Annotated in this window: 21 protein-coding genes; 14 read left to right on the top strand and 7 right to left on the bottom strand. The window is 73.3% G+C overall.

Annotated elements, in window-relative coordinates; translation table 11 throughout:
- The first annotated feature begins 657 nt into the window (after positions 1-657).
- Both iolB and iolD read left to right on the top strand, forming a co-directional pair.
- Positions 658-1479 (top strand): 5-deoxy-glucuronate isomerase, encoded by an 822-nt coding sequence (iolB, locus tag AB0G16_RS12740; RefSeq protein WP_362803125.1) that lies wholly within the window; start codon positions 658-660, stop codon positions 1477-1479.
- Positions 1476-3335, top strand: coding sequence for a 3D-(3,5/4)-trihydroxycyclohexane-1,2-dione acylhydrolase (decyclizing) (iolD, locus tag AB0G16_RS12735; RefSeq protein ID WP_362803123.1), 1860 nt, complete (start codon positions 1476-1478; stop codon positions 3333-3335). The genes iolB and iolD overlap by 4 nt, the downstream gene beginning before the upstream one ends.
- A 7-nt stretch (positions 3336-3342) precedes the next feature.
- Here the strand turns inward: iolD and AB0G16_RS12730 are convergent, their stop codons facing one another.
- Positions 3343-4566, bottom strand: a complete 1224-nt coding sequence (locus AB0G16_RS12730) for an MFS transporter (protein WP_362803120.1) — start codon at positions 4564-4566, stop codon at positions 3343-3345.
- 161 nt (positions 4567-4727) lie between these two features.
- Here AB0G16_RS12730 and AB0G16_RS12725 point away from each other — a divergent pair, with 161 nt between their 5' ends.
- Positions 4728-5330 carry a DUF1707 domain-containing protein gene (locus AB0G16_RS12725; RefSeq protein ID WP_362803116.1) on the top strand — a complete coding sequence of 201 codons (603 nt, stop codon included), beginning with the start codon at positions 4728-4730 and terminating at the stop codon, positions 5328-5330.
- A 133-nt stretch (positions 5331-5463) separates the two neighbouring features.
- Here the strand turns inward: AB0G16_RS12725 and glpX are convergent, their stop codons facing one another.
- Positions 5464-6498: a class II fructose-bisphosphatase gene (glpX, locus tag AB0G16_RS12720; protein WP_362803112.1), complete on the bottom strand. Its 1035-nt coding sequence runs from the start codon at positions 6496-6498 to the stop codon at positions 5464-5466.
- Between the two features lie 83 nt (positions 6499-6581).
- On the opposite strand from glpX, the gene AB0G16_RS12715 reads away from it, so the two are divergent.
- Positions 6582-7187 (top strand): TetR/AcrR family transcriptional regulator, encoded by a 606-nt coding sequence (locus tag AB0G16_RS12715; RefSeq protein ID WP_362803109.1) that lies wholly within the window; start codon positions 6582-6584, stop codon positions 7185-7187.
- A 38-nt stretch (positions 7188-7225) separates the two neighbouring features.
- Positions 7226-7759 carry a DUF4245 domain-containing protein gene (locus tag AB0G16_RS12710; RefSeq protein ID WP_362803106.1) on the top strand — a complete coding sequence of 178 codons (534 nt, stop codon included), beginning with the start codon at positions 7226-7228 and terminating at the stop codon, positions 7757-7759.
- Positions 7760-7917: 158 nt separating this feature from the next.
- On the opposite strand, the gene AB0G16_RS12705 is transcribed toward AB0G16_RS12710, so the two are convergent.
- Positions 7918-8148 (bottom strand): exodeoxyribonuclease VII small subunit, encoded by a 231-nt coding sequence (locus tag AB0G16_RS12705; protein WP_362803103.1) that lies wholly within the window; start codon positions 8146-8148, stop codon positions 7918-7920.
- 72 nt (positions 8149-8220) lie between these two features.
- On the opposite strand from AB0G16_RS12705, the gene AB0G16_RS12700 reads away from it, so the two are divergent.
- On the top strand, positions 8221-8691 hold the full coding sequence (locus AB0G16_RS12700) for a GNAT family N-acetyltransferase (protein ID WP_362803100.1): 471 nt from the start codon (positions 8221-8223) through the stop codon (positions 8689-8691).
- Here AB0G16_RS12700 and xseA read toward each other — a convergent pair.
- Complete coding sequence (xseA, locus tag AB0G16_RS12695; protein WP_362803097.1) at positions 8669-9877, bottom strand: exodeoxyribonuclease VII large subunit; 1209 nt, start codon at positions 9875-9877, stop codon at positions 8669-8671. The genes AB0G16_RS12700 and xseA overlap by 23 nt on opposite strands.
- A 27-nt stretch (positions 9878-9904) precedes the next feature.
- Positions 9905-11479 carry a hypothetical protein gene (locus AB0G16_RS12690; protein ID WP_362803095.1) on the bottom strand — a complete coding sequence of 525 codons (1575 nt, stop codon included), beginning with the start codon at positions 11477-11479 and terminating at the stop codon, positions 9905-9907.
- A gap of 189 nt (positions 11480-11668) precedes the next feature.
- On the opposite strand from AB0G16_RS12690, the gene AB0G16_RS12685 reads away from it, so the two are divergent.
- Entirely contained in the window at positions 11669-12637 is a 969-nt protein-coding gene (locus tag AB0G16_RS12685; protein WP_362803093.1) for a 4-hydroxy-3-methylbut-2-enyl diphosphate reductase, read from the top strand.
- A gap of 72 nt (positions 12638-12709) precedes the next feature.
- Here the strand turns inward: AB0G16_RS12685 and AB0G16_RS12680 are convergent, their stop codons facing one another.
- Complete coding sequence (locus AB0G16_RS12680) at positions 12710-13231, bottom strand: DUF6542 domain-containing protein (protein ID WP_362803090.1); 522 nt, start codon at positions 13229-13231, stop codon at positions 12710-12712.
- 127 nt (positions 13232-13358) lie between these two features.
- The gene (locus AB0G16_RS12675; protein ID WP_362803172.1) at positions 13359-14663 is read right to left on the bottom strand and encodes a DNA recombination protein RmuC; all 1305 of its coding nucleotides are present in this window, start codon (positions 14661-14663) and stop codon (positions 13359-13361) included.
- 155 nt (positions 14664-14818) lie between these two features.
- Here AB0G16_RS12675 and ychF point away from each other — a divergent pair, with 155 nt between their 5' ends.
- The 7 genes from ychF to AB0G16_RS12640 all read left to right on the top strand — a co-directional run bounded on the left by ychF (position 14819) and on the right by AB0G16_RS12640 (position 26033).
- Positions 14819-15907 (top strand): redox-regulated ATPase YchF, encoded by a 1089-nt coding sequence (gene ychF / locus AB0G16_RS12670; RefSeq protein WP_362803087.1) that lies wholly within the window; start codon positions 14819-14821, stop codon positions 15905-15907.
- Between the two features lie 106 nt (positions 15908-16013).
- A complete protein-coding gene (locus AB0G16_RS12665) occupies positions 16014-16151 on the top strand; it encodes a hypothetical protein (protein WP_362803084.1) in 138 nt (45 codons plus the stop codon).
- 408 nt (positions 16152-16559) lie between these two features.
- A complete protein-coding gene (locus AB0G16_RS12660) occupies positions 16560-17594 on the top strand; it encodes a conjugal transfer protein (protein ID WP_362803080.1) in 1035 nt (344 codons plus the stop codon).
- A gap of 151 nt (positions 17595-17745) precedes the next feature.
- Positions 17746-18021: a hypothetical protein gene (locus tag AB0G16_RS12655; RefSeq protein WP_362803169.1), complete on the top strand. Its 276-nt coding sequence runs from the start codon at positions 17746-17748 to the stop codon at positions 18019-18021.
- 47 nt (positions 18022-18068) lie between these two features.
- Positions 18069-20753 carry a TcpE family conjugal transfer membrane protein gene (locus tag AB0G16_RS12650; RefSeq protein ID WP_362803077.1) on the top strand — a complete coding sequence of 895 codons (2685 nt, stop codon included), beginning with the start codon at positions 18069-18071 and terminating at the stop codon, positions 20751-20753.
- A gap of 193 nt (positions 20754-20946) precedes the next feature.
- Positions 20947-23439 carry an ATP-binding protein gene (locus AB0G16_RS12645; protein WP_362803074.1) on the top strand — a complete coding sequence of 831 codons (2493 nt, stop codon included), beginning with the start codon at positions 20947-20949 and terminating at the stop codon, positions 23437-23439.
- Positions 23436-26033, top strand: coding sequence for a type IV secretion system protein (locus tag AB0G16_RS12640; RefSeq protein ID WP_362803071.1), 2598 nt, complete (start codon positions 23436-23438; stop codon positions 26031-26033). Before AB0G16_RS12645 ends, AB0G16_RS12640 begins: the two co-directional genes overlap by 4 nt.
- Positions 26034-26035: the final 2 nt, after the last annotated feature.

Raw genomic sequence — 26035 nt, 5'->3', positions numbered from 1 at the left:
GCGCGCTGGAGGGGAAGATCGTCATCGGGTCGATGAACCGGGGCGGCCTGCACGGCTCGGCCTTCGAGTTCGACGACCGGTTCACCGCCTACGACGCCTCCTCGATCGTCCGGGCGCGCCTGGACGGCGGCAAGATGCTCTGCCGGATCGGCGTGGACGATCCGGTCACCGCCCGCACCCTGGAGGAGTGCGGCCGGGCCGTCACCGAGCTGGCCTCGCACGACCTGGTCGCCATGGTCGAGCCGTTCTGGTCGCGCAGGGTGGGCGGCGAGATCGTCCACGACCTGTCGCCCCAGGGGGTCGTCCGGTCGGTCCACGTCGCCCAGGCGCTCGGCGCGACCTCGGCGCGCACCTGGCTGAAGATCCCGGTCGTGGACGACATGGAACGGGTGATGCGCGCCACCACGCTGCCGACGCTGCTGCTGGGCGGCGACCCGGGCGAGGCTCCGCAGGTCGTCCACGCGGCCTGGCGCCGCGCCCTGCGGCTTCCCGGCGTGCGGGGGCTGGTGGTGGGCCGCGCCCTGCTGTACCCCGCCGGCGACGACGTGGCCGCGGCCGTCGACGTCGCCGCGCAGATGCTGGAGGAGGCCTGAACGGGCGATCGGACCGCCTCGGCGGCCCGCACCGCGCCGCCGGGCCGTCACGTGAGGAGAGAACATGACCTTCGTACCGGCGGGAAGCACCGCGCGGACGCCGTGGGCCCTGTCGATCACCCCCGAGGCCGCCGGGTGGACCTATTCGGGACTGCGCGTGCTCTGCCTGTCCGGCGAGAGCGCGAACTTCGACACCGGGGACGAGGAGATGATCGTCCTGCCGCTCTCGGGGGCGTGCGTGGTCGAGTGCGAGGGCGAGCGGGTCGCGCTGAACGGCAGGGCCTCGGTCTTCGAGGCGGTCACCGACTTCGCCTACGTGCCGGTCGGCGCGAGCGTCCGGATCACCGGGTACGGCCGCTTCGCGCTCCCGTCCGCCCGCGCGACCAGGCGCCTGCCGGTGCGGTACGGCCCGGCGGGGAAGGTCCCGGTCGAGGTGCGCGGCGCGGGCCCGGCCTCCCGGCAGGTCAACAACTTCTGCGCCCCCGAGGCGTTCGAGTGCGACAGGCTCGTCGCGGTCGAGGTGCTCACCCCCGGCGGCAACTGGTCGTCGTACCCGCCGCACAAGCACGACGAGGCCTCCGAGCACGAGGCCGTCCTGGAGGAGATCTACTACTTCGAGGGCGGCCCCGGCTACCAGCGGGTCTACGGCGCCCACGAGGTGCTCGCCGAGGTGTCGTCCGGCGACGTCGTCCTCGTGCCCAGGGGGTACCACGGCCCGTCGATGGCCGCCCCCGGCTACGACCTGTACTACCTGAACGTGCTGGCCGGGCCCGCGCCCGAGCGGTCGATGGCCTTCTGCGACGACCCCCGGCACGCCTGGGTCCGCGACTCGTGGGCGGACCGGCCGGCCGATCCCAGGCTCCCGATGACGGAGGCGCCGAGATGAGGCTCACCGTGGCGCAGGCGCTCCTGCGCTTCCTGGCGAACCAGTGGTCGGAGCGCGACGGCGCCGAGCAGCGGCTGGTGGCCGGGTGCCTGGGCGTCTTCGGGCACGGCAACGTCGCCGGCATCGGGCAGGCCCTGGCCGAGCGGGGCGCGGGCACCTCCGGCGACCTGCCGTACTACCCGGCCCGCAACGAGCAGGCCATGGTGCACACCGCCGTCGGGTACGCGCGGGCCCGCGGCCGGCTGTCCGTCCTGGCCTGCACCAGCTCGATCGGCCCCGGCGCCACCAACATGGTCACCGGCGCGGCGCTCGCCACGATCAACCGCATCCCGGTGCTGCTGCTGCCCGGCGACGTCTTCGCCACCCGCGTCGCCGACCCGGTGCTGCAGCAACTGGAGGACCCGCGCCTTCCCGGCGCGAGCGTCAACGACACGCTGCGCCCGGTCTCGCGCTTCTTCGACAGGATCGACCGGCCCGAGCAGCTCCTCGCGGCGCTGCCGGCCGCGATGCGGGTGCTGACCGACCCGGCGGAGACGGGCGCGGTCACCCTGGCCCTGCCGCAGGACGTGCAGGCCGAGGCCTGCGACTGGCCCGGGGAACTGTTCGCCCGCAGGGTGTGGCACGTGGCGCGGCCCGTCCCCGAGCCCGCCGCGCTGGCGCGGGCGGCGGAGCTGGCCCGCGCCTCGCGCCGCCCGCTGATCGTGGCCGGGGGCGGCGTGGCCCACTCCGGGGCGTGGCCGGAGCTGGCCGCCTTCGCGTCCCGGCACGGCGTCCCGGTGGGCGAGACCCAGGCGGGCAAGGGCGCGCTGCCGTACGACCACCCCTGCGCGGTCGGCGCGATCGGCCACACCGGCACCGCCGCCGCCAACGAGCTGGCCCGCGAGGCCGACCTGGTCATCGGGGTCGGCACCCGCTACACCGACTTCACCACCGCCTCGCGCACCCTGTTCGGTTCGGCCCCCGGCGGGGTCCGGTTCCTCAACGTCAACGTCGCCGCCTTCGACGCGGCCAAGAACTCCGGCGAGATGCTCGTCGCCGACGCCCGCGCGGCGCTGGAGGCCCTCGGCCCCGCCCTGGACGGCTGGCGGGCCGACCCGGACTGGACGGTCAGGGCGGCCCGGCTGACCCGCGCGTGGCAGGAGCAGGTCGCGCTGCTGACCACCGGGGACACGCTGACCCAGCCGGTGGTGCTCGGCATGCTCAACGAGGTGGCGCGGCCCACGGACGTGGTGGTCAACGCGGCCGGGTCCATGCCCGGCGACCTGCACAGGCTCTGGCGGGCGAGCGACCCGAGGTCCTACCACGTCGAGTACGGCTACTCCTGCATGGGGTACGAGATCGCCGGAGGGCTGGGGGTGAAGCTGGCCGCGCCCGAGCGGGAGGTGTTCGTGCTGGTCGGCGACGGGTCGTACCTGATGATGGCCCAGGAGATCGTCACCGCCGTGCAGGAAGGTGTGAAGCTCGTCGTGGTGCTGGTCGACAACCGGGGCTTCGCCTCCATCGGCGGGCTGTCGGAGGCGGTCGGGGCCGACCGGCTGGGCACCGCGCACCGGTCGCGCGGCCCCGGGGGCGAGCTGGACGGGGCGTTCCTCCCGGTCGACCTGGCGGCCAACGCGGCCAGCCTGGGCGCGCACGTGCTCCGCGCCGACGGGCCGGAGTCCCTGCGCCTGGCCCTGGCCGAGGCCAGGCGGGCGACCGGGACCACCGTGGTGCACGTCGAGACGGTGCCGGGTCCGGCGGCGGAGACCACGGCCTGGTGGGACGTGCCGGTGGCCGAGGTGTCGGGGCGGGAGGGGACCCGGCGGGCACGCGCCGCCTACGAGGAGGCCAGGAAGGCCCGGCGCCCCTACCTGTGAGCCGCCCCTAGGACCGCGCGCCGGGCTCGCGTGGCGCGGGTCCCGGGGAAGGGCCGGGGGCGAGCGTGGTCTTGCGCGAGGGCTCGGGGTCCGGCCGGAAGCCCCGGGCCAGGAAGACGATCAGGGCCACCAGCACGACGGCGGGCACGAACGCCACCCGGACGTTCACCGTGTCGTTGAGGGTGCCGATCACGGCGGCCCCCACCAGGAAACCGACGTAGTTGAACAGGTTGACCCGGGCGATCGCGGTCTCCGCCCCGGCGCCGAGGCGCCCCGCGGCCGAGAACGACTGCGGGGCGATGACGGACAGGCCGATGCCGACCAGGCCGAACGACACGACCGCCACCACGACGCCCGGCGCCAGCACCAGGCCCAGCATGCCCGCCGCCGCGATCACCGCGCCCGCGCGCACCACCGGCGCCGGCCCGTACCTGCGCACGGCGAGGTCGCCGGGGACCCGGGCCAGCAGCATCGCCGCCTGGTAGACGAGGTAGCCGAACGGCACCAGCCACCCGCTCGCCGCCAGCGCCTTCTCCATGTAGACCGTGCCGTAGTTGGAGACCGCGGCGTCGCCGACGTACAGGAACGCCATCGCCAGGCAGAGCGGGATGATCGGCCGCCACGGCGCCCGGGAGGCCACGGCCTCCAACGGCGTCTCGACCCCCTCCTCGTCGCGCCGGTAGAGGCGGGGGAGCATGACCACCGAGATCAGCGCGCCGATCGCCACCGGGACGGTGAACGACCAGCCCAGCGGCACGCCGAGCGCGCTGAAGGCGGAGTTGAACCCGGCGCCCAGCATCGAGCCGACGCTCCACACGGCGTGGAAGCCGGTCAGCACGCTCATCCCGTACCTGCGCTCGACCGCGACCGCCTGCATGTTCATCGCCGCGTCCACCGCGCCGACGAACAGGCCGAACGTCGCGCTGAGCGCGTACAGCCCGACGAGGTCGGTGTTCCAGCCGGACAGGATCACGGCCGTGCAGACGCCCGCCTGGGAGATCCGCAGCACCGGGCCGCTGCCGTACCGGCTCGCCAGAGGGCCCGCGACCGCGCTGCCGACACCGGCGATGACCGGCACGAGCAGCAGGACCAGCGTGAGGTCGCCGTCGCTGAGGCCGAAGCGGCGCTGGAGGTCGACCACGTGGGTGAGCAGCGTGGCGAAACAGAGCCCCTGGACGAAGAACGCCGCCCAGGTCGCCACGCGTGCCTGCCTGTCACGGGGGGTCGGCATGACGATCTCCGAAAACATGAGAGGGCTTCAAGTTCCCGTCAGGGTATGGGCGGCGTACCCGGTGGTCAATGGCCCGTCACCTGCCGGTTCCGCCCGCCCGTGCGCGGATCCGGGGCGCGCCGGGAGGGGCGCCGGAGCCCGGCGGCGTCTATGGTCGAGGGGTGGAGAGTCACCGGTCCCCCGCCGTCCGCCGTCACGTCCCCGAGCCGCGTCCCGCCGACCTCAGAGCCGGGGACGCCGACCGCGAGAGGGTGGCCGCCGTGCTCGGCGACGCGCTCGCCGACGGCCGCCTCGACCACGAGGAGTACGAACAGCGCGTCGAGGCGCTCTACCGGGCCCGGACGCTGGGGGAGCTCTCCGGCCTCACCGCCGACCTGCTCCCGCCCGAGGCGCAGCCGCTGCGCACCGACGTCCGGCCGGTGACGGCGTTCTTCGGCTCGGAGAAACGCTCGGGCCGCTGGGTGGTGCCGACCAGGTTCTCGGCCACCGCGATCTGCGCCAACGTCACGCTCGACCTGTGCGACGCGCTGCTGCAGTCCAGCCGGGTGACCCTCCAGGTCACGGTGATGGGCGGCACCCTGACCCTGATCGTGCCCGAGGGGGTGCGGATCGAGATGCCCGCCTCGGCGTTCATGGGCGGCAAGAGGAACCAGGTCCCGGGGTCGCCCGACGGCCCGGTCATCGAGATCACCGGCGTCGTCACGCTCGGGAACATCGTGGCCAAGTCCCCCAAGCGTCCCCGCCGCTCCTGGTTCCGCCGCTGACGGCGGTCCCGGTGACGGCGGTCCCGGCGGCGCGTGGGGTTCCGGCGGCGCGTGGGGTTCCGGCCGTGCGAAGGGTGGCGGCGGCGCAGGTCCCGGCGGCGCGAGGGGTTCCGCGCCGCCGGTCCCGGTGTCCTCAGCGGGCGTGCTCGAAGTCGATCGCGCTGTAGGCCCGCAGCTTCCAGAGCTGGTGCTCGCTCTCGATCTTCCGGATCGTCCCGGACCGGCCGCGCATGACCAGGGAGTTGGTGACGGCCCGTCCGGCCCGGTAGCGGACCCCCTGCATCAGCTCGCCGTCGGTGATCCCGGTGGCCGCGAAGAACACGTCGTCGGAGCTGACCAGGTCGTCGGTGCCGAGCGTGGCGTCCAGGTCGAGGCCCGCGTCCAGCGCCCGGCGGCGCTCGGCCTCGTCCTGCGGCCACAGCCTGCCCTGGATGACGCCGCCCATGCACTTGAGCGCGCAGGCGGCGATGATGCCCTCGGGGGTGCCGCCGATGCCGAGCATCAGGTCGACGCCGGTGCCCACCCTGGCCGCCATGATCGCTCCGGCCACGTCGCCGTCGGTGATCAGCCTGATCCGCGCGCCGGCCTCCCGGACCTCCCGGATGATCTTCTCGTGACGGGGCCGGTCCAGGATGACCACGGTCACGTCCGAGGGCTCGCCTCCCTTGGCGCGCGCCACCGCGGCGATGTTGTCGGCCACCGGCGCGTCGATGTCCACCGACGAGGCGGCCTCGGGGCCGGTGACCAGCTTGTCCATGTAGAAGACCGCCGACGGGTCGTACATCGAGCCGCGCTCGCTGACCGCGATCACCGAGATCCCGTTCGGCATGCCGAGCGCGGTCAGCCGGGTGCCGTCGATCGGGTCGACGGCCACGTCGCACGCCGCGCCGCTGCCGTCGCCCACCTGCTCGCCGTTGTAGAGCATCGGCGCGTTGTCCTTCTCGCCCTCGCCGATCACCACCACGCCGCTCATCGACACGGTGTTGATCAACTGGCGCATCGCGTTCACCGCGGCGCCGTCCGCACCGTTCTTGTCACCCCGCCCGACCCAGCGGGCCGCCGCCATCGCGGCCGCCTCGGTGACCCGGACGAGCTCCAGGGCGAGGTTGCGATCAGGTGCGTGTTCACCCGTGGCGAGGGCGGCGGGAACGGACGTCTGATCGGACATGGTGGGAAACCCCTCTCGTGGTTTGTTGCAACGATCGTAGTTGGCACCCCTGTGAGCGGTCGGCGGAGGATAATCTGCCCACCATGAGCAGTGACACGGAACGGCTGGTGAAGGGCGGGGGTGCGCGGACCTCCGAGCGGGGTGCCGCCACGCGCGTCGCGCTCCTGGCCGCGGCCAGGGAGACGTTCGTCACGAGCGGCTTCGCCGAGGCCGGGGTCACCGACGTGGTCTCCCGGGCGGGGGCGAGCGTGGGCAGCCTCTACCACCACTTCTCCGGCAAGGCCGACCTCTACCTCACCCTCTTCGACGAGTTCCAGACCCGGCAGACCCAGCGGACCAAGCAGGCGGTCCAGGAGGCCAGGGCCGGGGGCGAGGGCGACCCGATGCGGTTGTTCATCGCCGGGGCCCGCGCCTACCTGGAGGGCTGCCTGGCCGAGCGGGAGCTGTCGGCCCTCTTCCTGCGCGGCGACGGGCCGCCGGGCTTCGAGGTCATCATGCGCGACCGGCTCCGCCAGTGGGCCAAGCGCAACGCGGCCCTGTTCGAGGGCGACGAGGGCGCGCTGGTCGTGGTCCTCACCGGGGCGCTCGCCGCCGCCGTCTCCGAGGTCGCCCTCTCCGACGACGAGGACGCCTCCAGGGCGCTCGCCGAGGACGTGCTGGCCATCGTCGCGCAGATCCGGCGCCCCTGAGGGGGGACCACCCCGCGGAACGGATAGTGTCGGTGGTCGTGCGAAAGTTCACTGAGGGCTTCTACGGCTACGCGTTCGCGATGGCGGTCTGCCTGGCGGCCGTCGGCCTCTTCCTGCTCATCACACCGCAGAGCAGGACCGAGCACATCCCGAAGGTCGACTACGCGCTCACCCTGTCCGACCTGCGGCGTACGGCGCCCTTCCAGGTCTGGGCGCCCGAGCCGGTCGCCGCCGGGTGGGTGCCGAACAGCTCCCGCAGGACGAACGACGACGGCCGGACGACCTGGAGGCTCGGCTTCGCCACCGCGAAGCGCGCCCACGCGATGCTCGCCCAGAGCGACGAGAAGCCCCCCGCGGAGTTCGCCAACCGGCTCTCCAACACCTCCACCGTCACCGACACCGTCCAGATCGGCGGCGCGACCTGGGAACGGCGCGTCCGCGAGGACAAGAACCAGCGTTCCCTGGTGCGGTTCCTGCCCGACGCCACGGTCGTCGTCACCGGCACCGCCGCCTGGGACGAGCTGTCCGCCCTGGCCGGATCCCTCAGGCAGCAGTCGAAGATCACGTCCTAGCGGCGGGCACGGGACCCCGGAAAAGGCGCGTCCGGCCGTTCGGAGGGGGCCCGGCCCGCCCGGCAGGGGCGCGGCCGCCCGCCCGGAAAGGCGACCACCACCGCCCGCCCGGAAAGGCGAGCACCACCGGCTGTCCGGGACGGCGCGCGGCCGCTCGTTCAGAAGGGCGCGTCCGCGGCGGGGTCGGGCTGGCGCCGCTGGGCCATGGCGGCGGCGAGCTTCACCCGGGCACCCTGGAGCCACTCCTCGCAGAGCGAGGCCAGCCTCTCCCCGCGCTCCCAGAGCTCGATCGACTCCTCCAGCGTGAGCCCGCCCGCCTCGAGACGGCGGACCACCTCGGTCAGCTCCTCGCGCGCCTGCTCGTACGACGGTGTCTTCTCATCGGCCACGGACCCACCTTAGATCGTCCCACCGGCATCCCCGCCCGGCTCACCACCACCCCCGGCTGGCAGAATTCCCGGATGAGCGTTCGTGACGCGACCCCCGCCGACATCCCCGAGCTGGTGCGGCTCCGCGAGATCCTGGCCGACAGGATGGCCCAGGACGGCACCCTCCCGATCGAGGAGGACTGGCGGAAGGCGTACGCCGAGAGCCTCGCCGAGAGGCTCGGCAGCGCCGACACCGCCGTCTACGTGGTGGACGCCCCCGGCCGGGGACTGGCGGCCTGCGGGATCGGCCTGATCTTCGAGCGGATGCCCGGGCCCAGCCTCCCGGACGGGCGCTACGGCTACGTCCAGGGCATGGCCACCGACCCCCGCCACCGGCGCAGAGGTCACGGCCGGGCCGTCGTGAACGCCCTGCTGGACTGGTACCGGCGGAACGGGGTCCGCCGGGTCGACCTGCACGCCACCTCGGACGCCGAGGCGCTCTACCGGGAGCTCGGCTTCGTCGACGACGGCTACCCCTCGCTCACCTGGTGGAATCACTCCTGACCGTCACCCGGTCGTCGGGGAAGCGCACCGTGAGCTCGTCACCCGGGGAGATCTCGCCCGCGCGCCGCACGACCTCACCCGAGGGGCGCTGGACGATCGCGTAGCCGCGCTCCAGCGTGGCGGCGGGCGAGAGCGAGACCAGGCGGGCCCGCAGGTGCTCCAGTGAGTCCTGGGCGCGGTCCAGGGAACCGGTGAGGGAGCGCCTCGCCCGGTCCCTGAGCTGCTCGGCCTGCTCGGCCCTGCGCTCGACCTCGCGTACCGGGTCGGCGAGGGCGGGCCGCGAGCGGGCCGCGGACAGCCACGCCGTCTCGCGGTCCAGCCAGCCCTTGGCCACCCTGCGGCCCCGGTCGCGGAGCTGGCGGATCAGCGTGAGCTGCTCGCCGACGTCCGGCACGACCTTCTTGGCCGCGTCCGTCGGCGTGGACGCGCGCACGTCGGCGACCAGGTCGAGCAGCGGGTTGTCCTGCTCGTGCCCGATCGCGCTGACCACCGGCGTACGGCACGCCGCGACCGCCCGCACCAGGGCCTCGTCGGAGAAGGGCAGCAGGTCCTCCATCGACCCGCCGCCCCGCGCGATCACGATGACGTCCACCTCGGTGTCGGCGTCCAGCCTGCGCAGCGCCTCGATGACCTCGCCGACCGCGTACGGCCCCTGCACGGCCACCGGTTCCACGGTGAACCGCACCGCGGGCCAGCGGCGCCGCGAGTTCTCCAGCACGTCGCGTTCGGCGGCCGAGTCACGGCCGCAGATCAGCCCGACCGTGCCGGGCAGGAACGGCAGCCGCCGTTTCCTGTCCACCCCGAACAGGCCCTCGGAGGCGAGCAGGCGGCGCAGGCGCTCCAGCCGCGCCAGCAGCTCGCCGACCCCGACCGGCCGCATCTCCAGCGCGGTGAACGCGAAGGAACCCTTGTTGACCCAGAAGTCGGGCTTGAGATGCGTCACGATCCGGGCACCGTCGACCGGGCGGGGGACCGTGGCCTCGTAGACGCCGCGCGGGCAGGTGACCCGGGCCGAGACGTTGGCCACCGGGTCACGCAGCGTCAGGAACACCGTGCCGCCGCGGGCGGTCAGCTCGGTGATCTGCCCCTCGACCCAGACGGTGCCGAGCTTGCCGATCCAGCCTCCGACCATCTGCAACACCGTGCGGACCGGGAGGGGCTGCTCAGGGGTGGTCTTGGAGCTCATGGGCGGGAGCCTACGCGCCGGGCGCGACTATTCCCCGGCCTCCAGCTTGGCCAGGCGGTTCTCGTACATCCGCACGACGGTCTCGCGGGCGGACGTGGCCCGCTCGTAGGCGATCAGTTCCCTGATCTGCTCGGCCGTCCTGCCGCGCATGCGCGCCCGCAGCGACGCCACCGTCAGGCCGGCGTAGCCGGGCAGCGGCTCGGCCGGTACGGCACCGGCCGCGGCCACCACGTCGGCGACCGGCGCGGCGATTGGCCCGGCCGTCTCCGGGGGAGCGACGCGGGTGCCGGTCACCTCGACCAGCGCGGCGTCCCGGGTCTCCGGCTTCGCCACCTTGACCTCGGCGAGCTCGACCCTCGTCGCCGGGGGCGTCTCGATCACGACGTCCGCCGGGACGCCGTCCCCGGCGACCTCGGGGACCTCGGCGTCCCCGGTGGCCCCGGCGTCCCCGGTGGCCCCGGTGGCCCCGGCGCGCTCGGTGTCCTCGGTGAGGGCCTGGGCGTTCGCGGGAGCCTTGGCCTTACGGGTCCGGGCGGCCGGCGTGGCCGCCGCGCCGGACGTCGGGGCGGCCTTCTCGGCGGCCTTCGTGCCGGTCCTGCGGGTGGCGGGCTTCGCGGTGGTGGCCTCGGACTCGGTACGCGGGCTCCCGGTCTCGGCGCTCCCGGCCTCGGCGGTCTCGGCGGCGGCTGGGGTGGAGCCGGCCCGCGTCGCCTCCTTGGCGGGCTTGGCCGCCCTGGTGGCCCTGGGCTTCTTCGTCGCGGGCGTCCCGGCCGGGATGGCCGTCTCGGTCCCGGCGGCCTTCGCGCCCTCGGTCTCGGCCGTGGTGCCGGCGGCCTTCGTGCCCCTGGTCCTCGCGGAGGCGGTCTCCTCGGCGGCGGACCCTGCGGGAGCGGCCTTCGCGGCCTTGGGGGTCTTCGCGGCCTTGGGGGTCCTGGAGGGCCTGGGCTTCGCGGCGGGCGCCTCGGGGACGGGAGTCGCCTCCGCGGGAGAGGTCTCTGTGACGGAGATCTCGCCGGCCGACGCCTCGCCGGCCGAAGGCTCGGTGACCGGGGTCACGACGGCAGGCCCGGTGACCGGCTTCTGGGGAGCGGCGTCGGCCACGGGGGTCTCGACGGCCGGCGCCTCACCGGTGTCCCGGGTGCCGGCGGCCGGCGCCTCGGACTCGGCGGACTCGGGAGACTTGGCGGACTCGGCGGGTGCCGCGGGCGTGGAGGGCGCGGCAGGTGCGGCGGGTGCGGCCTCGGCCGGGCTGAGGACGACCGGCTCGGGGGAGGTCGCGGTGCCGTTGCTCTCGGCGGCGGGCGCCTTTTCCGTGGCCTTGGACGGCCGCGGCGCGAAGATGACGGGCTCGCGGCGGGCGGGCCTGTCGCTCTCCTCCGCCTGCTCGGGGGCGCTGTCCTCGGTGTCCACCGGCACGTCGGCGGCCGTCTCGCGGGACCCGTCGAGGTCCTCCTCGCGGTCGGAGGTGCCCTTGATCTTGTTCCGTACCCGGTCGCCGAGGAGCAGAGCCTGGCCGACCCCGCTCAGCGCCGTCTGCAGCATGTGCAGCGGCAGGTCTTTCGCTTTCTGTGTGAAACTGCGGATCATGTCGGGGACTGACATGGCGTCTCCCTGGAGGTCTGTGTCGGGAAGGGTGGGCGGTGCGGGAGCGGGCTCTGCCGACGGCGGCGCTTCGCGTCGCGGCCTCGCGGGTTCAAGGGCTTAAAGGCTTACGGGCTCGTGGGCTCACGAGTTTAGGAGCTCATGGGGAGTACGGGCTGTCTCGTGGGCGTGTCCACGTAGCATAAGAGCATGACTTCCGAGAGCCCTGCGAACCGGCGTGTGCTAGTGGCGAAGCCCCGTGGCTACTGTGCGGGGGTCGACCGTGCGGTCCAGGCCGTGGAGAAGGCGCTGGAGCAGTACGGCGCGCCGATCTACGTGCGCAAGCAGATCGTCCACAACACCCACGTGGTCAGGACGCTGGAGGAACGCGGCGCGATCTTCGTGGACGAGACCGAGCAGGTGCCCGAGGGCGCCATCGTGGTCTTCTCCGCCCACGGCGTCTCCCCGGAGGTCCACCGCGAGGCCGCCCGGCGCAGCCTGAAGACGATCGACGCGACCTGCCCCCTGGTGACCAAGGTGCACAACGAGGCCAAGCGCTTCGCCTCCCAGGACTACGACATCCTCCTCATCGGCCACGAGGGCCACGAGGAGGTCGAGGGCACCGCGGGCGAGGCCCCCGACCACATCCAGCTCGTCGACGGGCTGGGGTCGGTCGGCACCGTGCAGGTCAGGGACCCCGAGCGGCTGGTCTGGCTCTCGCAGACCACGCTCTCGGTGGACGAGACGGTCGAGACGGTCTCCCGGCTCAAGGAGCGCTTCCCCAACCTCATCGACCCGCCGAGCGACGACATCTGCTACGCCACCCAGAACCGTCAGGTGGCGGTCAAGGAGATCGCCGCCCAGGCCGAGCTGGTGATCGTCGTCGGCTCGGAGAACTCCTCCAACTCCAAGCGGCTGGTCGAGGTCGCCCTCGACCACGGCGCCGACGCCTCCTACCTGGTCGACGACGCCTCGCTCATCCAGGACGCCTGGCTCGACGGCGTCACCACGGTCGGCGTGACGAGCGGCGCCTCGGTGCCCGAGGATCTCGTCGCCGGGGTTCTCGCCCGCCTCGCCAGGAACGGGTTCGAGGACGTGGAAGAGGTCGAGTCCGTCGAGGAGAACGTGCGGTTCGCGCTCCCGCACGAGCTCCGCAAGAACCTGCGCGTCACGGCCTGACCGGTCCCGCGACCGGCGGGGACCCGGGAGACGGCCGAGCCCCGAGGCGCGGCCGGATCCCGGGGAGGCGGCTCAGCGGTCGTCGCGCGGCGTCCCGTACACCTTGGGCTCGAAGTACCCCTCCGGCTCCGGGGCGAAGGCGGTCTCCCCGGTCCTGGGGCGCGGCACGGAGGCCTTGGCCGCCCTGAGCTCGTCGCGCAGCTCGCGGACGCAGCGCGTCAGCCCGCGGCGCCAGGCGATCACCACCACCAGCAGCGACCCGCCGAACAGCCACGGGGCCCCCTGGGACAGCGCGGTGTACATGCCCAGCCCGAAGGCCTGGACGGGGGAGGCCGCGAACAGGGACCGGACCGTCTCGACGAACATGGTGGCCACGAAGAAGACCAGGGGCGGGGAGACCACCAGCGAGAGCAGCTCCCTTGGGTTGACCAGCACCGTCGCGACCGCGCAGCCGCCCACGAACGCCAGGCCGGTGAGCATGGACGGCCCCAGCAGCGCCTGCAGTAGGCCACCCGCCAGGGTCGCCACCAGCACGAGGACCAGCGCGCCCCGGACGGTCAGCCGGATGCCGCCGGGCCGGTCAAGCTCACTCATGCGATCACCCCGCCGGGCGGCTGCGCGCCGCCTCGCTCGTCCACCACTCGCCCCCCTGACCTCGGCCCCCGCGTCATCGGTCCCGTCGCCTCCAGTGTCCGGCCAAAGGCGTCCTCGGGGAACGGTTTCAGGGCAGGTCGTTGGTCAACCTACCGTTCAGGCGGGATACGAGAGACGGGCTTGGCTCCTCTTCCGCGAGCAGTTCGGGTGAGGTCAGGGCGCGCGGCAGGTCCTCCAGCGGCCGCGGCCCGTCCAGTTCCTCCTCGACCAGGCCCAGATCGTTGAGCTTGCGCGCGCTCACCAGCACCCGGGTCTCCAGCGACCCGACCGTCCTGTTGTACGACTCCACCGCCCGGCTCAGCGAGCGGCCCAGGGCCTCGACGTTGCGGCCCATGCTGCTCAGCCGCTCGTACAGCTCCTTGCCCACCTCGAAGATCGCCCGCGCGTTCTCGCTGAGCGCGGCCTGCTGCCAGGCGTACTGCGCGGTGCGGAGCATGGTGATCAGCGTGGTGGGGGTGGCGATGTGGACCCGCCGCCGCATGGCGTACTCCAGCAGGGCCGGGTCGCGTTCCAGGGCCGGGGCGAGGAACGCCTCCCCGGGGATGAACAGCACCATGAACTCCGGGGCCGGGCTGAACGCCTGCCAGTAGGACTTGGAGGCGAGCCGGTCCACGTGCTCGCGCACGTGCCGGGAGTGGGAGTCGAGCCGGGCCGACTGGTGATCGGGATCGGTCGACTCGGCGGCCTCCAGGTAGGCGGCGAGCGAGACCTTGGAGTCGACCACGATGTTCTTGCCGCCGGCCAGCCGCACGATCATGTCGGGCCGCAGGACGCCGTCCGGCGTGGTGACGCTGACCTGCTCGTCGAAGTCGCAGAACCGCTGCATCCCGGCGATCTCGGCCACCCTGCGGAGCTGGAGCTCCCCCCACCGTCCCCGGGCCTCGGGCCGTTGCAGGGCCCGTACCAGCGCGCTCGTCTGCGCGCGGAGCTGCTCGTTGCTCTGGCGGACGACGTCGATGTGCTTGGCCAGCTCGGCGTGGGCGGCCCGCTGGCCCGCCTGGGTGTCGCGCAACTGGGTCTCGACGCGCGCCAGGGTGTCCTTGAGCGGCTCGATCAGGTGCTCGACGGCCTGCTTGCGCTGTTCGAGCTCACCGGCCGCCTCGGCCCGGCCCGCGGCCAGCCTGGTCTCGGCCAGCTCCAGGAAGCGAAGGTTGTTGACGTCGAGCGCCCGGGTCGACAGGGCCTGGAACCGGTCGGCGAGCTGCCCCTCGACGTAGGCGAGCTTCTCCTCGGCGATCTTCGCGCGGGCCTCGGCGTCGGCCAGCCGCGCGGCCGTGGCGTCGGCCCCGGAGGCGCCCCGCGCCCGGCCCAGCAGGAACCCGATCGCGAGTCCCGCGGCGAGACCCACCGCGAGCTGGAAGGAGAGCGCCATGAGGTCCACCCCGGCATGATTCCAGGCCCGGCCCCTTCTGGCGCGCCGACACGCCTCCGGAATCGGGCCGATCGCCCCCGGTGACGGGTCCGTGGCGATCGGCCGACGGGCCCGTGGCGACCGGCACCGGGTCATTCCGCGTAAACTCGGCTCACGTGAGCCTGAGCATCGGCATCGTCGGATTGCCCAACGTCGGCAAGTCAACGCTTTTCAACGCGCTGACGAAGACCGCCAACGCCCTGGCGGCGAACTACCCGTTCGCCACCATCGAACCCAACGTGGGCATCGTCGGCGTCCCCGACCCGCGTCTTGAGAAGCTGGCCGAGATCTTCGGGTCGGCGAAGATCCTGCCGGCGAAGGTCGAGTTCGTCGACATCGCCGGGCTCGTCCGCGGCGCCTCGGAGGGGCAGGGGCGGGGCAACCAGTTCCTCGCCAACATCCGTGACACCGACGCGATCTGCCAGGTCATCCGGGTCTTCGACGACCCGGACGTGACCCACGTGGACGGCGGTGTCTCCCCGGGCCGCGACATCGAGACGATCAACACCGAGCTGATCCTCGCGGACCTGCAGACGCTGGAGAAGGCGATCCCCCGCCTGCAGAAGGAGTCCAGGACCAACAAGGACCGCAAGTCCGCGCTGGACGCGGCCGAGGCGGCCTTCAAGCTCCTCGACGGCGGCACCACCCTGTACGCCGGGGCCAAGGGCGCGGGAATCGACCCCGCGGACCTGCGCGAGCTGCACCTGCTGACCGCCAAGCCGTTCCTGTACGTCTTCAACCTCGACGCCGACGAGCTGGTGGACGACGCCCTCCGCGCCAGGCTGTCGGAACTGGTCGCCCCGGCCGAGGCCGTCTTCCTGGACGCCAAGATCGAGTCCGAGCTCGTCGAGCTCGACGAGGAGGAGGCGCTGGAGCTGCTGCAGTCCGTCGGGCAGCAGGAGTCGGGCCTGACCCAGCTCGCCCGGGTCGGTTTCGAGACGCTGGGCCTGCAGACCTACCTGACCGCCGGCCCCAAGGAGACCCGCGCCTGGACGATCCGCAGGGGCGCCACGGCCCCCGAGGCGGCCGGGGTCATCCACACCGACTTCCAGCGGGGCTTCATCAAGGCCGAGATCGTCTCCTACGACGAGCTGGTCGAGGCCGGCTCCATCGCCGCCGCCCGCCAGGCCGGCAAGGCGCGGATCGAGGGCAAGGACTACGTCATGCGCGACGGCGACGTGGTGGAGTTCCGCTTCAACGTCTGACCGCCTCACCCTCTGACCGCTTCACCGCCCGGCCGCCCCTCTCCCGCCCCTTCATATGGGCGAGAGGGGCGGCCGTGCCGGTTTTCGGCTCTTCGTCCTCCGGGTCGTGTTCGTCGGCCTCTGCGCCGGGTTGCTGGCCGACTCGCTGCTGAGGGGGCGCAGGTCGCCGGGCTCCGCGGGCTCCGCGGGCTCCGCGGGCTCCGCCGGCTCGACGGGGGCGCGCGACCACGCCGGACGCGTGTAGGTCTCCCGGGCGCCGGCCGGGCACGCCCACCGCCTCGGGGGCGGGGCTCCCCGGCCGGCGCCTCTGCGAACATTCCGCACTTGTCACACTCGGTGACGTATTTCGTATTAAATGCGCAGGTCGCGACAGTCCGGGAACCGTCCAGTTAGCAATGGGTGGCCTTTGAGTAATCGACCCGCGCCCTGGCCAGGGGTAATACACATTCGGCCGGGCATCTGCGGCATCGGCGGCCTGGCCGGGGTTCAAGACCCGGTTTGCTCAGTCATCACGATGCCTGCAGCATAGGCGTGGCTTTCCTGGAAGAATCGGCGGGGCGGCTAGAGTAAGTGCGTCACCCTGGCAGGCGGGATCGGCGGCAAGCGGCAATACGACACCGCACCGGCCGGGAGTGACGCGAGCGGAGGCGTGATGGCTCGAAGGTCGACGGTCCAGCGTGATCCCCGGATCGCTGGCGACCCCGAGCTGTCGGCATACCCGGATTCTCCGGATGATCCCGACCTCGACCGTCCTCCGGCGCGGCGCAGGGGCGCGTCCCGCAACCGCTGGTCCGGCGGCGGCGGCCGCTGGCTGGTGTGGACCGGCCGCGCCGTGCTCTGGGCGCTGATCATCGTCATCGTGGTGAACGGGGTGCGCGTCCCCTTCGACCGCATCACCCGGTCGAACGCCCCCGTCGGCACGGCCCCCGCCGCGGGGGAGAGCTTCCCCAGCGTCAGGGGCTCGGCCTTCGCGGCCCAGTTCGCCGAGGTCTACCTGAACTTCGACGGCGCGCGCCTGGAGGAGCGGGAGTCCAGGCTGGCCCCCTACCTGCCCGAGGGCGTCGAGGCGCAGTTCGGCTGGGACGGCCTCGGGCGCATGAGCGCTGGAGCGGTGCAACCGTACGGGATCGAGGTCGTCGACGACGAGAACGCCGTCGTCACCGTCGCCTACCAGTCGGAGAACCGCCGCCAGCTGCTGTCGGTGCCGATCTACCACGACCGGTCGGCCGGCAGGTTCGTCGTCGCGGGACGGCCGGGCATCCTGCCGGCGCCCAAGGCGGCCGATCTGCCGCCCAAGCCCGCCCCCGACCGCGACCGTGCCGCCGAGCAGGAACTGCGCGCCTCCCTGGAGGGATTCTTCAAGGCCTACGCGGCGAGCGACACCGCCTCCCTGCGCCTGTACGCCGACGCCGGCACCACCCTGGAGGGATTCGCCGGCGCGTTCACCTTCCTCCAGCTCAAGGACCTCGTCGTGCCCCTTCCCGCGAGCACCACCCGCCAGGTGACGGCGACGGTCTCGTGGGGCGTCCCGGCCAGGACGACGGCGCCGTCCGCCGACCCGGAGCCCGCGGACCCCGGTCAAATGGGGGGCAAGCTCGAACAGGCCTACCTGCTCACCATGGTCAAGCAGGGCGACAAGTGGTTCGTCAAGGACATTCGCGGCGCATATCGATCCGTGGCGGGGTAACTCATGATCGAATGGTGCCGGTCCACGGTGAGCAGACCCCCCTTGATCGATGATCCACCGGTCCGGGCTCCCGCGCGTACGCGCCGCGGGCCCGTCATCACCCGGCGGGCACGATCGTGAGTACGGAGGACAAGAAGTGATTCTCAAGACCATGTTGCTGAGCGCCATGGAACTCGCTCAGCCCACAGCTCCTCCCGCGGGCGTCAACACCGAGGGCCTCGCCGACTTCCTCCGCGGCTTCTTCGCCCCCCTCTTCCTGGTCATCGTCTCGGTGGTGGCCCTCTTCTTCCTCTTCACCCGTGAGATCACCAGGTTCGTCCAGTTCATCATCCTGGCGATCGCCATCGGAGTGATCTTCTACGTGCCGAACATCATCGAGGTGACGGCCAAGGCGATCGCGGGCGCACTGGGCATCTCGGGGGGTTGAGACCGCGCTCGAACGGTCAAACAAGGAGAGGCGGAGAGGAGGATCACGTGGATCTGCCCACGTACACCAATATCTGGAGGATCGAGAAGCGGCTCTACAAGCTGTACGACCTACGGCTGCCGATGCCGCTCCCGATCGTCTGGATCGGTGGGTTCGTGGGAGTACTGGCCCCGTGGTCGCTCCTGCTCTACCTGCTCGGTCTTCCCTTCGCGGCTCCCTGGCACGTCATCTACCTGGTGCCCCCCGGCGTGGTCACCTGGCTCTCCACCCGGCCGGTGATCGAGAGCAAGAGGCTCACCGAGCTGCTCCAGTCGCAACTGCGCTACGTGGGCGAGCCGCGTACCTGGTGCCGTATGGCGCCCGTCTCCGAACCGGCCGAGGTCGCGCTGAACGGCCGCGTCTGGCGTGCCGCGCCCCAGTACGGATCGGTCAAGGTCAAGGCGTCCCGCAAGGTCCGCCAGGCCCAGGCCAAGCGCGCCGCGGCCCGCGAGGTGCGTCCGGCCGTGGCCGCCGCGGCGGCTGCCGCCGCCACCGCCCCGGTCGCCCGCGAGCGGATCGCCTGGAGCGAGACCCGCGCCCAGCGCCAGGGGGTCGCCCCCGCGCTCGGCCAGGCCACGGCCGTCGAGACGGCACCGGTCGCGATGCCGGCCACGCTGCCGGTCACCGTGCCGCCGGTACGGTCTGTGCCACCGGTGCCGTCTGTGCCGTCTGTGCCCGTTCCCGCCGCGGGCGCCGCCACGGGGCCCTCGACGAGGTCCGTCACGTCCGAGAGGACCGAGGATCCGGAGAGCACGGGGAGGGCCCGGGAGCGTGTTCCCGCCTCTTCGCAGACGCCGGGAAGGTCGGAAACGCCGGAAACACCGGGGACGCCGGAGTCACCGCGGACACCGGAGGTGCCGGCGACCCCGGCGGCCGCCCAGGCTTCGGCGGCGTCCACGCCCGCGTCCGCGCCCGCATCCACGTCCCCGTCCCCGTTCCCGTCCGCGCCCATCGGCGCCGAGGCGCTGCGCCGCCTGCGCAGGCTCGCCGCGTCCGCCGACGCCCAGCGCGCCGCGGCGGCCCCGCAGGCCCCGCAGCCCTCACCGGGGCACGCGGCTCCGCCGGTGCCACCGCCCTCGCCGGTGCCATCGGTGCCGTCGGTGCCGTCGGTGCCGCAAGCGTCCGTCCCGCCCGCATCGGTTCCGCCCGCCGTGACGATCGTGCCCGCCGAAGGGCGGGAGCGGCCCGGCGCGCCCGAGCGGTCCGGACGCGCCGGAGGGCCAGGACGGCCCGGCGCCGTGCCCGTGCCCGTGCCCGGTCCCGTGCCCGACCCGGCCGACCCCGTCGTACCGTCCCTCGTACCGAGGTTCGTCGGTCCGGTACCGGCCGGCACGGCGCGCACGACCGACCCGGCCGGCACGGCGGACGCGACGGAGACGGCCGACGCCTTGAACAGGACGGACACGGCGGACAGGACGGACACAGCGGACAGGGCAGACGCAGCGGACGCAGCGGACGCGGTGGACGCGGTGGACGCCGAGGAGAGCGCGCGGCGCAGGCACCGCAGGGGACGGCCCGCCCCCATCGGACGGCCGGCCGACACGTCGAGGACCTGGCCCCCCGAGCGGCCCTCGGGTACGCAGACGGGTCCCGCCGCTCCGGCCGGGGGCGGCACCCAGCAGGGCGCCGGGATGTCGATCCGCGCGGTCCCCTCGGGGTCGGCCAAGGCCGATCCGGTGACGCCCGCGACCCCGGTTCCCGCCTCCGCCTACGGAGAGGCCGAGAGCAGGGCCTCCGCCTACGGCGAGAACGAGACCCGGGTCCGCCGCGTGGAGTCGGTCGTCGGCCGGGACTCCTCGGGAGGCTGGCGCCGGCTGGCCCAGGTGGTGATCGGACCCGGCGGCGGTGGCCGTACGGACGGCTCCGAGGTCGACGAGGCGCGGGCACGGGCGGTGTTCAGCGGCGGGCGCCGGGTCGTGGTCCTGGGATGCACCGGCGGCGCCGGACAGACCACGACCGCGCTCATGCTCGGCCACACCCTGGCCCGCTACCGGGAGGACCGGATCCTCGCGGTCGACGCCAGCACCGGCTCGCACGCCCTGTCCGGCCGGATCCAGGGCGAGTCGCCCGAGACGCTGAGCTCCCTGCTCGCCGGGCTCGACGGCGTCCAGGGCTACCTGGGGATGCGGGCCTACACCAGCCGCTGCGCCTCGGGGCTGGAGGTCGTCTCCGGGGACAGCGACGCCGGGGCCGAGCAGCGCCTGGCCGACCGCACCCTCTTCTCCGACCGGCGGCTCGGCCAGACGATGGACATGCTCGACCGGTACTACAAGATGATCGTCCTGGACCCGGCGGCGGCCCTGGCCGCCCGTGTCCTGCCCTACGCCGACCAGCTCGTCCTCGTCGTCCCCGCCAGCGAGGACGGACCGGACGCGGTGGCCATGACCTACGAGTGGCTCGACGGGCACGGCTGCGCCGACCTCCGCCGGCGGGCCGTCATGGTGGTCAACGGGGTCAGCCGCCGCAGCATGGAGGACGTGGAGCACGCCGAGTCGGTCGCGCGGGGCAGGTGCCGGGCGATCGTCCGGATCCCCTGGGAGGACGCGCTGGCCCCCGGCAGGGACGACCGGGTGGAACCGTCCCACCTGAGGGCGCCGGGCCGCCGGGCGTACCTGGCCCTGGCGGGCGTCGTGGTGGCGGGTTTCGGAACGGTGCAGTCGAGCCGACCCAGCGAGGAGGAAATAGCCCAGTGATCCCCCGGGCACGAGGAGATGTGGTGAACGGGCCGGACCGGACGCGGGCGAGCGTGCCGCGCCGGCGCCGGGCGGGCGACCCGGCGAAGGACCGCCCGGGTGCGGCCGTGAGCGGTTCGGGTAGGGCCGTGAACCGTCAGGGTGCGGCCGTGAGCGGTGCGGGCGCCGCCGGACGATCGGTCGGGGAGGGCCGGTGAGCCGCGCCTCCCGGGCGCGCAGCCGCCTGGCCGTCCGGTACTTCGACGATCGGATCCTGCTGACCGACTCGTCGGTCTGGGCCTACTTCAGGCTGCCCACCGTGAGCTACGAGTTCATCACCCCGGAGGAGCGGGAGGCGCTGGCCACCAACATCACGATCGCGCTGGCCGCGATCCGGATGCCCGACGCCGAGGTCCACCTGCGGGTGGCGCACCGCACCTACCCGGCGGCCGAGTGGGCGATGGCGTTGAACGCCACCTCCGACGAGGGACCGGGCTGGCGCGACTACCTGGAGGACATGTACCGCCACGTCTGGGCCAAGGACTTCTGGACCAAGGAGGTCTACCTCGGCGTGCGGCTCGGCCAGCGCGGACGCCAGCTCGGGACCGGGGTGCTCTCCCAGCTCTTCGGCTTCTACCAGCGCAGCGAGAAGGTCCTGGGCATCGACGACGACCACGTCCCCAAGGCGGAGATCGCCAAGTGGTCCGAGCAGGCCGAGCGGCTGGGCCGCGCGCTCTCGGCCAGCTCCCTGTACGCCAGGCACGCCACCTCCGTCGAGCTCGCCTGGCTCTTCCAGCACGCCGCGACCGGCTCGCTGGGGGATCCGCCGGCCTCGGCGAGCCCCAAGCGCAGGTGGGGGCAGGGGGAGATCGAGTCCCTGGTCGAGGGGCAGATCCACAACGGCAGGGCGCTGCTGCGGATCGAGCAGCCGCACGGCGACTCCTACGTGGCGCACATGTCCTTCGCCCGGTTCCCCGACCTGATGCCGTTCCCCGACGGGGAGCCCTGGATGCACTTCGCCGACCAGCTCCCCTTCCCGGTGGAGATCAGCTCCAGGATGCGGCTGATCCCTCCGGTCAAGGCCAGCAAGGACGTGGCGCGCCAGCTCGCGCACGCCCGCGACATGGACATCCACATCCGGGAGGCCGGGGCGGAGGCGCCGCTGGCGCTGGCCGAGCAGATCGACGCGGCCCGGATGCTGGAGCACGGCATCACCAAGGAGCGCCTGCCGTTCGTCTACGGCTGGCACCGCCTGGTCGTGTCGGCCCCGACCGAGGAGATCTGCGTTCAGCGGGTCGAGGCGGTCGTGGAGCACTACCGCGACATGGGTATCGACATCGTCAACTCCACCGGCGACCAGTTCTCGCTGTTCTGCGAGACGCTGCCGGGCGAACGGGTCCGGGTCAACGCCTACGCGCAGCGGCAGCCGCTGCGTACCATCGCGGGCGGTATGGCCACCGCCACCGTCGACCTGGGCGACCGGGCCGACGAGGGCGGCTCGGGCTGGATGGGGCCGTACATCGGGGAGACCCTGGGGCGGGCCCGCAGCATCGTGCACTTCGACCCGCTGGTGGCGGCGACGCGCAACCGGCCGACGGCCATCGCCATCACCGGCGAGCCCGGCGGCGGCAAGACCACGCTGGCGCTGCTGATGATCTACCAGATGGCGCTGCGCGGGGTGACGGTCGCGGTCATCGACCCCAAGGGCGACGCCGACTCGCTGGTACGGCTGCTGCAGCAGCGCGGCAGGAAGGCGCGGATCATCCCGCTGGGCTCGGCGGCGCCGGGCCTGCTCGACCCGTTCTCCTTCGGCGACGACCTCGCGGCCAAGAAGACGATGGCCACCGAGACCCTGCGCCTGCTGCTGCCGCGCATGTCGGAGGAGCGCGAGTCGGCGATGATCCAGGCGGTCGCGGCGGTCTCCAACGCCGACGACCCCTCGCTGGGCAAGGTCGTCGACTTCCTGGAGCAGGCCGGCGACGCCGCCTCCAAGAACCTGGGCGCGGTGCTGCGCTCCATGTCGGACATGCATCTGGCCCGGCTCTGCTTCGACCCCTCCGGCGGCGACCAGATCGACACCGAGGGCTGGACCACGGTCTTCACCCTGGGCGGCCTGACGCTGCCCGACGCCTCCACCGGCCGCGACGACTACTCCTACGAGCAGCGGCTGTCGGTGGCGCTGCTCTACCTCGTCGCGCAGTTCGCGCGGGGCCTGATGAACGGCCTGGACCGCCGGTCACCCAAGGCGATCTTCCTGGACGAGGCGTGGGCGATCACCTCCACGCCCGAGGGCGCCAAGCTGGTGCCCGAGGTCAGCAGGATGGGCCGCTCCCGGAACACGGCGCTGGTCCTGGTCTCCCAGAACGCCGGTGACCTGCTGAGCGAGCAGGTGACGAACTGCCTGTCGTCGGTGTTCGCGTTCCGCTCCACCGAACGGGTCGAGGTGGAGCACGTGATGGCGCTGCTCGGTGTCGAGCCGTCCGAGGAGCACAAGGCTGTGCTGCGCTCGCTCGGCAACGGCGAGTGCGTCTTCCGGGACCTGGACGGCCGGGCCGGCCGTATCGGGGTGGACCTGGTCTCGGACGAGTTGCTGCGCTGGCTCGACACGAATCCCACCCGAGACAGACCCGACGAGAAAGTGCATGATCTTCCTGGGGGCGGCAGAGTCGACGGTCCGGGGGCTGCGGCGCTGGAGGTGCGGTCATGAAAGGCTCCCGTGAGGGAATCGAAGGCTCGCGCGGGCGGGACCCGGGCGGGCAGGACACCGGCGGGCGGCGCCCGCGCGGGCAGGGATCGGGCAGGGCCGGTTCCATCCGGGGACCGGGATCGCCGCGAGGGCGCGTCCTCGGGCGGCTCGGCGGGCCGGGCGGGCGGCTCCTGCGGCGCGGCGGCGAGGGCCGCGTCCGCAAGGGACGGCCCGGCAGGCGACTCGGCAGGCGGATCGCCATCGGGCTGGTGGCGCTGGCGGCCTTCCTCGCCCTTCCGCTGGTCCTGCCCTCGGAGACGTCCACGGCCGCGGCGGCGGCGCCCTGCGACATGTCACCGGACCTGTCGCCGGACATCGTCGAGGGAGGCGTGGACGGGCTGATCAAGCCGCCGGTCCCCGACGCCGCGCCGGGCACCCTGCCGGCACAGGCCCCGGGGACGCAGAGCAACTACGCGACCTACGGCATGAGCGGCCAGTTCTGGCACACCCACCTGCTCGGCTGCGACGACATCGCGGCGGTGATGGGCAACGCCATGGCCAACACGGTCTTCCTGTGGGCCAAGGCGCTGGACCGGCTGACCATCACGACCTACCAGGCGGCGGCCACCGAGGGGCCGCTGGAGCCGATCAAGAACGTGGTCGACGACATGGTGACCCGGCTGGCCGACGCCATGTACTGGCCGTTCCTGCGGCCGCTCGTCATCCTCGGCGCCATCTGGCTGGCCTGGTACGGGCTGATCCGCAAACGCGCCACCACCACCGCCGAGGGCGTCATCTGGATGGTCCTCGCGGTCACGGTGGCGGTCTGGTTCTTCAGCCGCCCCGGCGACCTGACCGGGGTCGGCAAGATCGTCACCGACAAGACCGGCGAAGTGATCAACTCGGCCTTCTCCGGGCTGCCCGGGGCCGGCGGGGCGTCCTGCCTGCCGGGTCCGGGGGAGACCGCCCCGCGGGCGCAGGGCGGCGGGTACGGCCAGAACGGCGTGCCCGGCGTCGAGCAGAACGCCGACGCCCTCTGGTCCACCCTGGTCTGCAAGCCGTGGCTGATGGGCCAGTTCGGCACGGCCGACGCCGGCTCCGACATCGTCGAGAAGTTCGGCGCCAAGACGCTGGAGATCCAGACGATCGACGCGGCCGAGCTCAGGGCGTCCGAGACGCCCGACGCCGCCTCCCACCAGGAACGGTACGAGACGGAGGTCGCCGACAAGCTGGAGAACACGCCCGTCTTCCCGCTCTTCCAGGGCAAGGACTGGACGAACCGGCTGGGGGTCGCGATCGGCGCCCTGATGGCCGCGGTGGTCGCCGGGCTGCTGATCTTCCTGGTGGCGGTCTCGTTGCTGGTGCTCAAGGTCGGGTTCCTGCTGCTGCTGATCCTCGCGCCGGTCTTCCTGCTGATCGGCGTCCATCCGGGGTCCGGGCGGATCATCGCCATGCGGTGGGTGGAGATGCTCATCGGCACCCTGCTCAGGCAGGCGGTGCTGGCCCTGGTCCTGGGCGTGCTCGTGTACGGCTACGCACTGATCATCTCCACGGCGATGCCGTGGGGCATGCAGGTCATGTTCATGGCGATCCTGACGATCGCGGTGTTCTTCTACCGGCGGCCGTTCCAGCACCTGTTCGCGTCCATGGACGGGCACACCCTCACCACCCGGATGCTGGGCGACGCGGCCACCGCGCCGACCCTGCAGCGGGCCGCGTCCGCGCTGCCGCCGGTGGCGGCGGCCAGGGTGGGCCGGTGGGGCATGCGCAAGGCGGAACCGATGCTGCAGGCGGCCGCCCTGGCGAGCGGGGCCTCGGTCGGCACGGCGGCCGCGGCGGTCGCCCAGGGCAGGGGCCGCGGCGAGGAGGGCGGTGCCGCACCGGCCACCCCGTCGGGCGCCCGGGTCCCGGCCGGCGCGCAGCCGGCCCCGCTCGACACCGACGCCCAGGCGGCCGGACGGCGCAGGGGAACGGGCCGCCCGGTCACCGCGGCGCGCCCCGGTGCCGCGCCGCCGCTCAACCTCTCCGGCGCCGGCAGGGGCGGCGCGTCCTCGGCCAGGTCCGGCGGCTCCTCGGCGCGGGGTTCCGGCGGCTGGTTCGGCGGGCGTTCCGGCGGCTGGGCGCCACAGGGCGGCTCGGGGGCCGGTTCGGGGTCCGGTACGGCCGGCCGTTCCGGTGGCTCCTCCGGTTCCTCCGGGGGCAGGTCGTCCGGTTCCCCGTCGGTCAGGCCCTCGGCACCTCCGGCGGGCAGGTCCTCGGCGCCCTCCTCGGGATCCTCGGGAGGCGGCAGGCAGGGCGGGAGCATCTTCGGCGGGGGTTCCTCCCGAGGCTCGTCCGGCTCCTCCGGCTCGTCCGGATCCTCGTCCGGTTCCTCGAGGGGCGGTTCCCCGCGGGGCTCGTCGGGCGGGAGCATCTTCGGCGGCGGCGGCGGCGGGGGCGGTGCGGGCTCCGGTGGCCCGCGGAGCTCCTCGGGCGGCTCGCGGAGCTCAGGTTCCGGGGGCAGGTCCTCCGAGGCGCCCCCGCTCTGGATCACCAGGCGTTCGGAGCGCGGCGAGGAGGCCGGTGACGCGGCGCCGCCGTTCTGGCTCCGCCCGTCGAAACCCCGTAAGGACTGACG

This window comes from Streptosporangium sp. NPDC023615 (genome assembly GCF_040640155.1).
Taxonomy (GTDB): domain Bacteria; phylum Actinomycetota; class Actinomycetes; order Streptosporangiales; family Streptosporangiaceae; genus Streptosporangium.
This window is presented reverse-complemented; position numbering and strand designations above follow the sequence as displayed.

Excerpts from the sequence above, each read along its gene's own strand:
- iolB (WP_362803125.1), top strand. The coding sequence starts at position 658 with ATGACCTTCGTACCGGCGGGAAGCACCGCGCGGACGCCGTGGGCCCTG.
- AB0G16_RS12700 (WP_362803100.1), top strand. The coding sequence starts at position 8,221 with ATGAGCGTTCGTGACGCGACCCCCGCCGACATCCCCGAGCTGGTGCGG.
- AB0G16_RS12675 (WP_362803172.1), bottom strand. The coding sequence starts at position 14,663 with ATGGCGCTCTCCTTCCAGCTCGCGGTGGGTCTCGCCGCGGGACTCGCG.
- AB0G16_RS12655 (WP_362803169.1), top strand. The coding sequence starts at position 17,746 with ATGTTGCTGAGCGCCATGGAACTCGCTCAGCCCACAGCTCCTCCCGCG.
- AB0G16_RS12660 (WP_362803080.1), top strand. The coding sequence starts at position 16,560 with ATGGCTCGAAGGTCGACGGTCCAGCGTGATCCCCGGATCGCTGGCGAC.
- AB0G16_RS12730 (WP_362803120.1), bottom strand. The coding sequence starts at position 4,566 with ATGCCGACCCCCCGTGACAGGCAGGCACGCGTGGCGACCTGGGCGGCG.
- AB0G16_RS12685 (WP_362803093.1), top strand. The coding sequence starts at position 11,669 with ATGACTTCCGAGAGCCCTGCGAACCGGCGTGTGCTAGTGGCGAAGCCC.
- glpX (WP_362803112.1), bottom strand. The coding sequence starts at position 6,498 with ATGTCCGATCAGACGTCCGTTCCCGCCGCCCTCGCCACGGGTGAACAC.
- AB0G16_RS12640 (WP_362803071.1), top strand. The coding sequence starts at position 23,436 with ATGAAAGGCTCCCGTGAGGGAATCGAAGGCTCGCGCGGGCGGGACCCG.
- AB0G16_RS12690 (WP_362803095.1), bottom strand. The coding sequence starts at position 11,479 with ATGTCAGTCCCCGACATGATCCGCAGTTTCACACAGAAAGCGAAAGAC.
- xseA (WP_362803097.1), bottom strand. The coding sequence starts at position 9,877 with ATGAGCTCCAAGACCACCCCTGAGCAGCCCCTCCCGGTCCGCACGGTG.
- iolD (WP_362803123.1), top strand. The coding sequence starts at position 1,476 with ATGAGGCTCACCGTGGCGCAGGCGCTCCTGCGCTTCCTGGCGAACCAG.
- AB0G16_RS12715 (WP_362803109.1), top strand. The coding sequence starts at position 6,582 with ATGAGCAGTGACACGGAACGGCTGGTGAAGGGCGGGGGTGCGCGGACC.
- AB0G16_RS12680 (WP_362803090.1), bottom strand. The coding sequence starts at position 13,231 with ATGAGTGAGCTTGACCGGCCCGGCGGCATCCGGCTGACCGTCCGGGGC.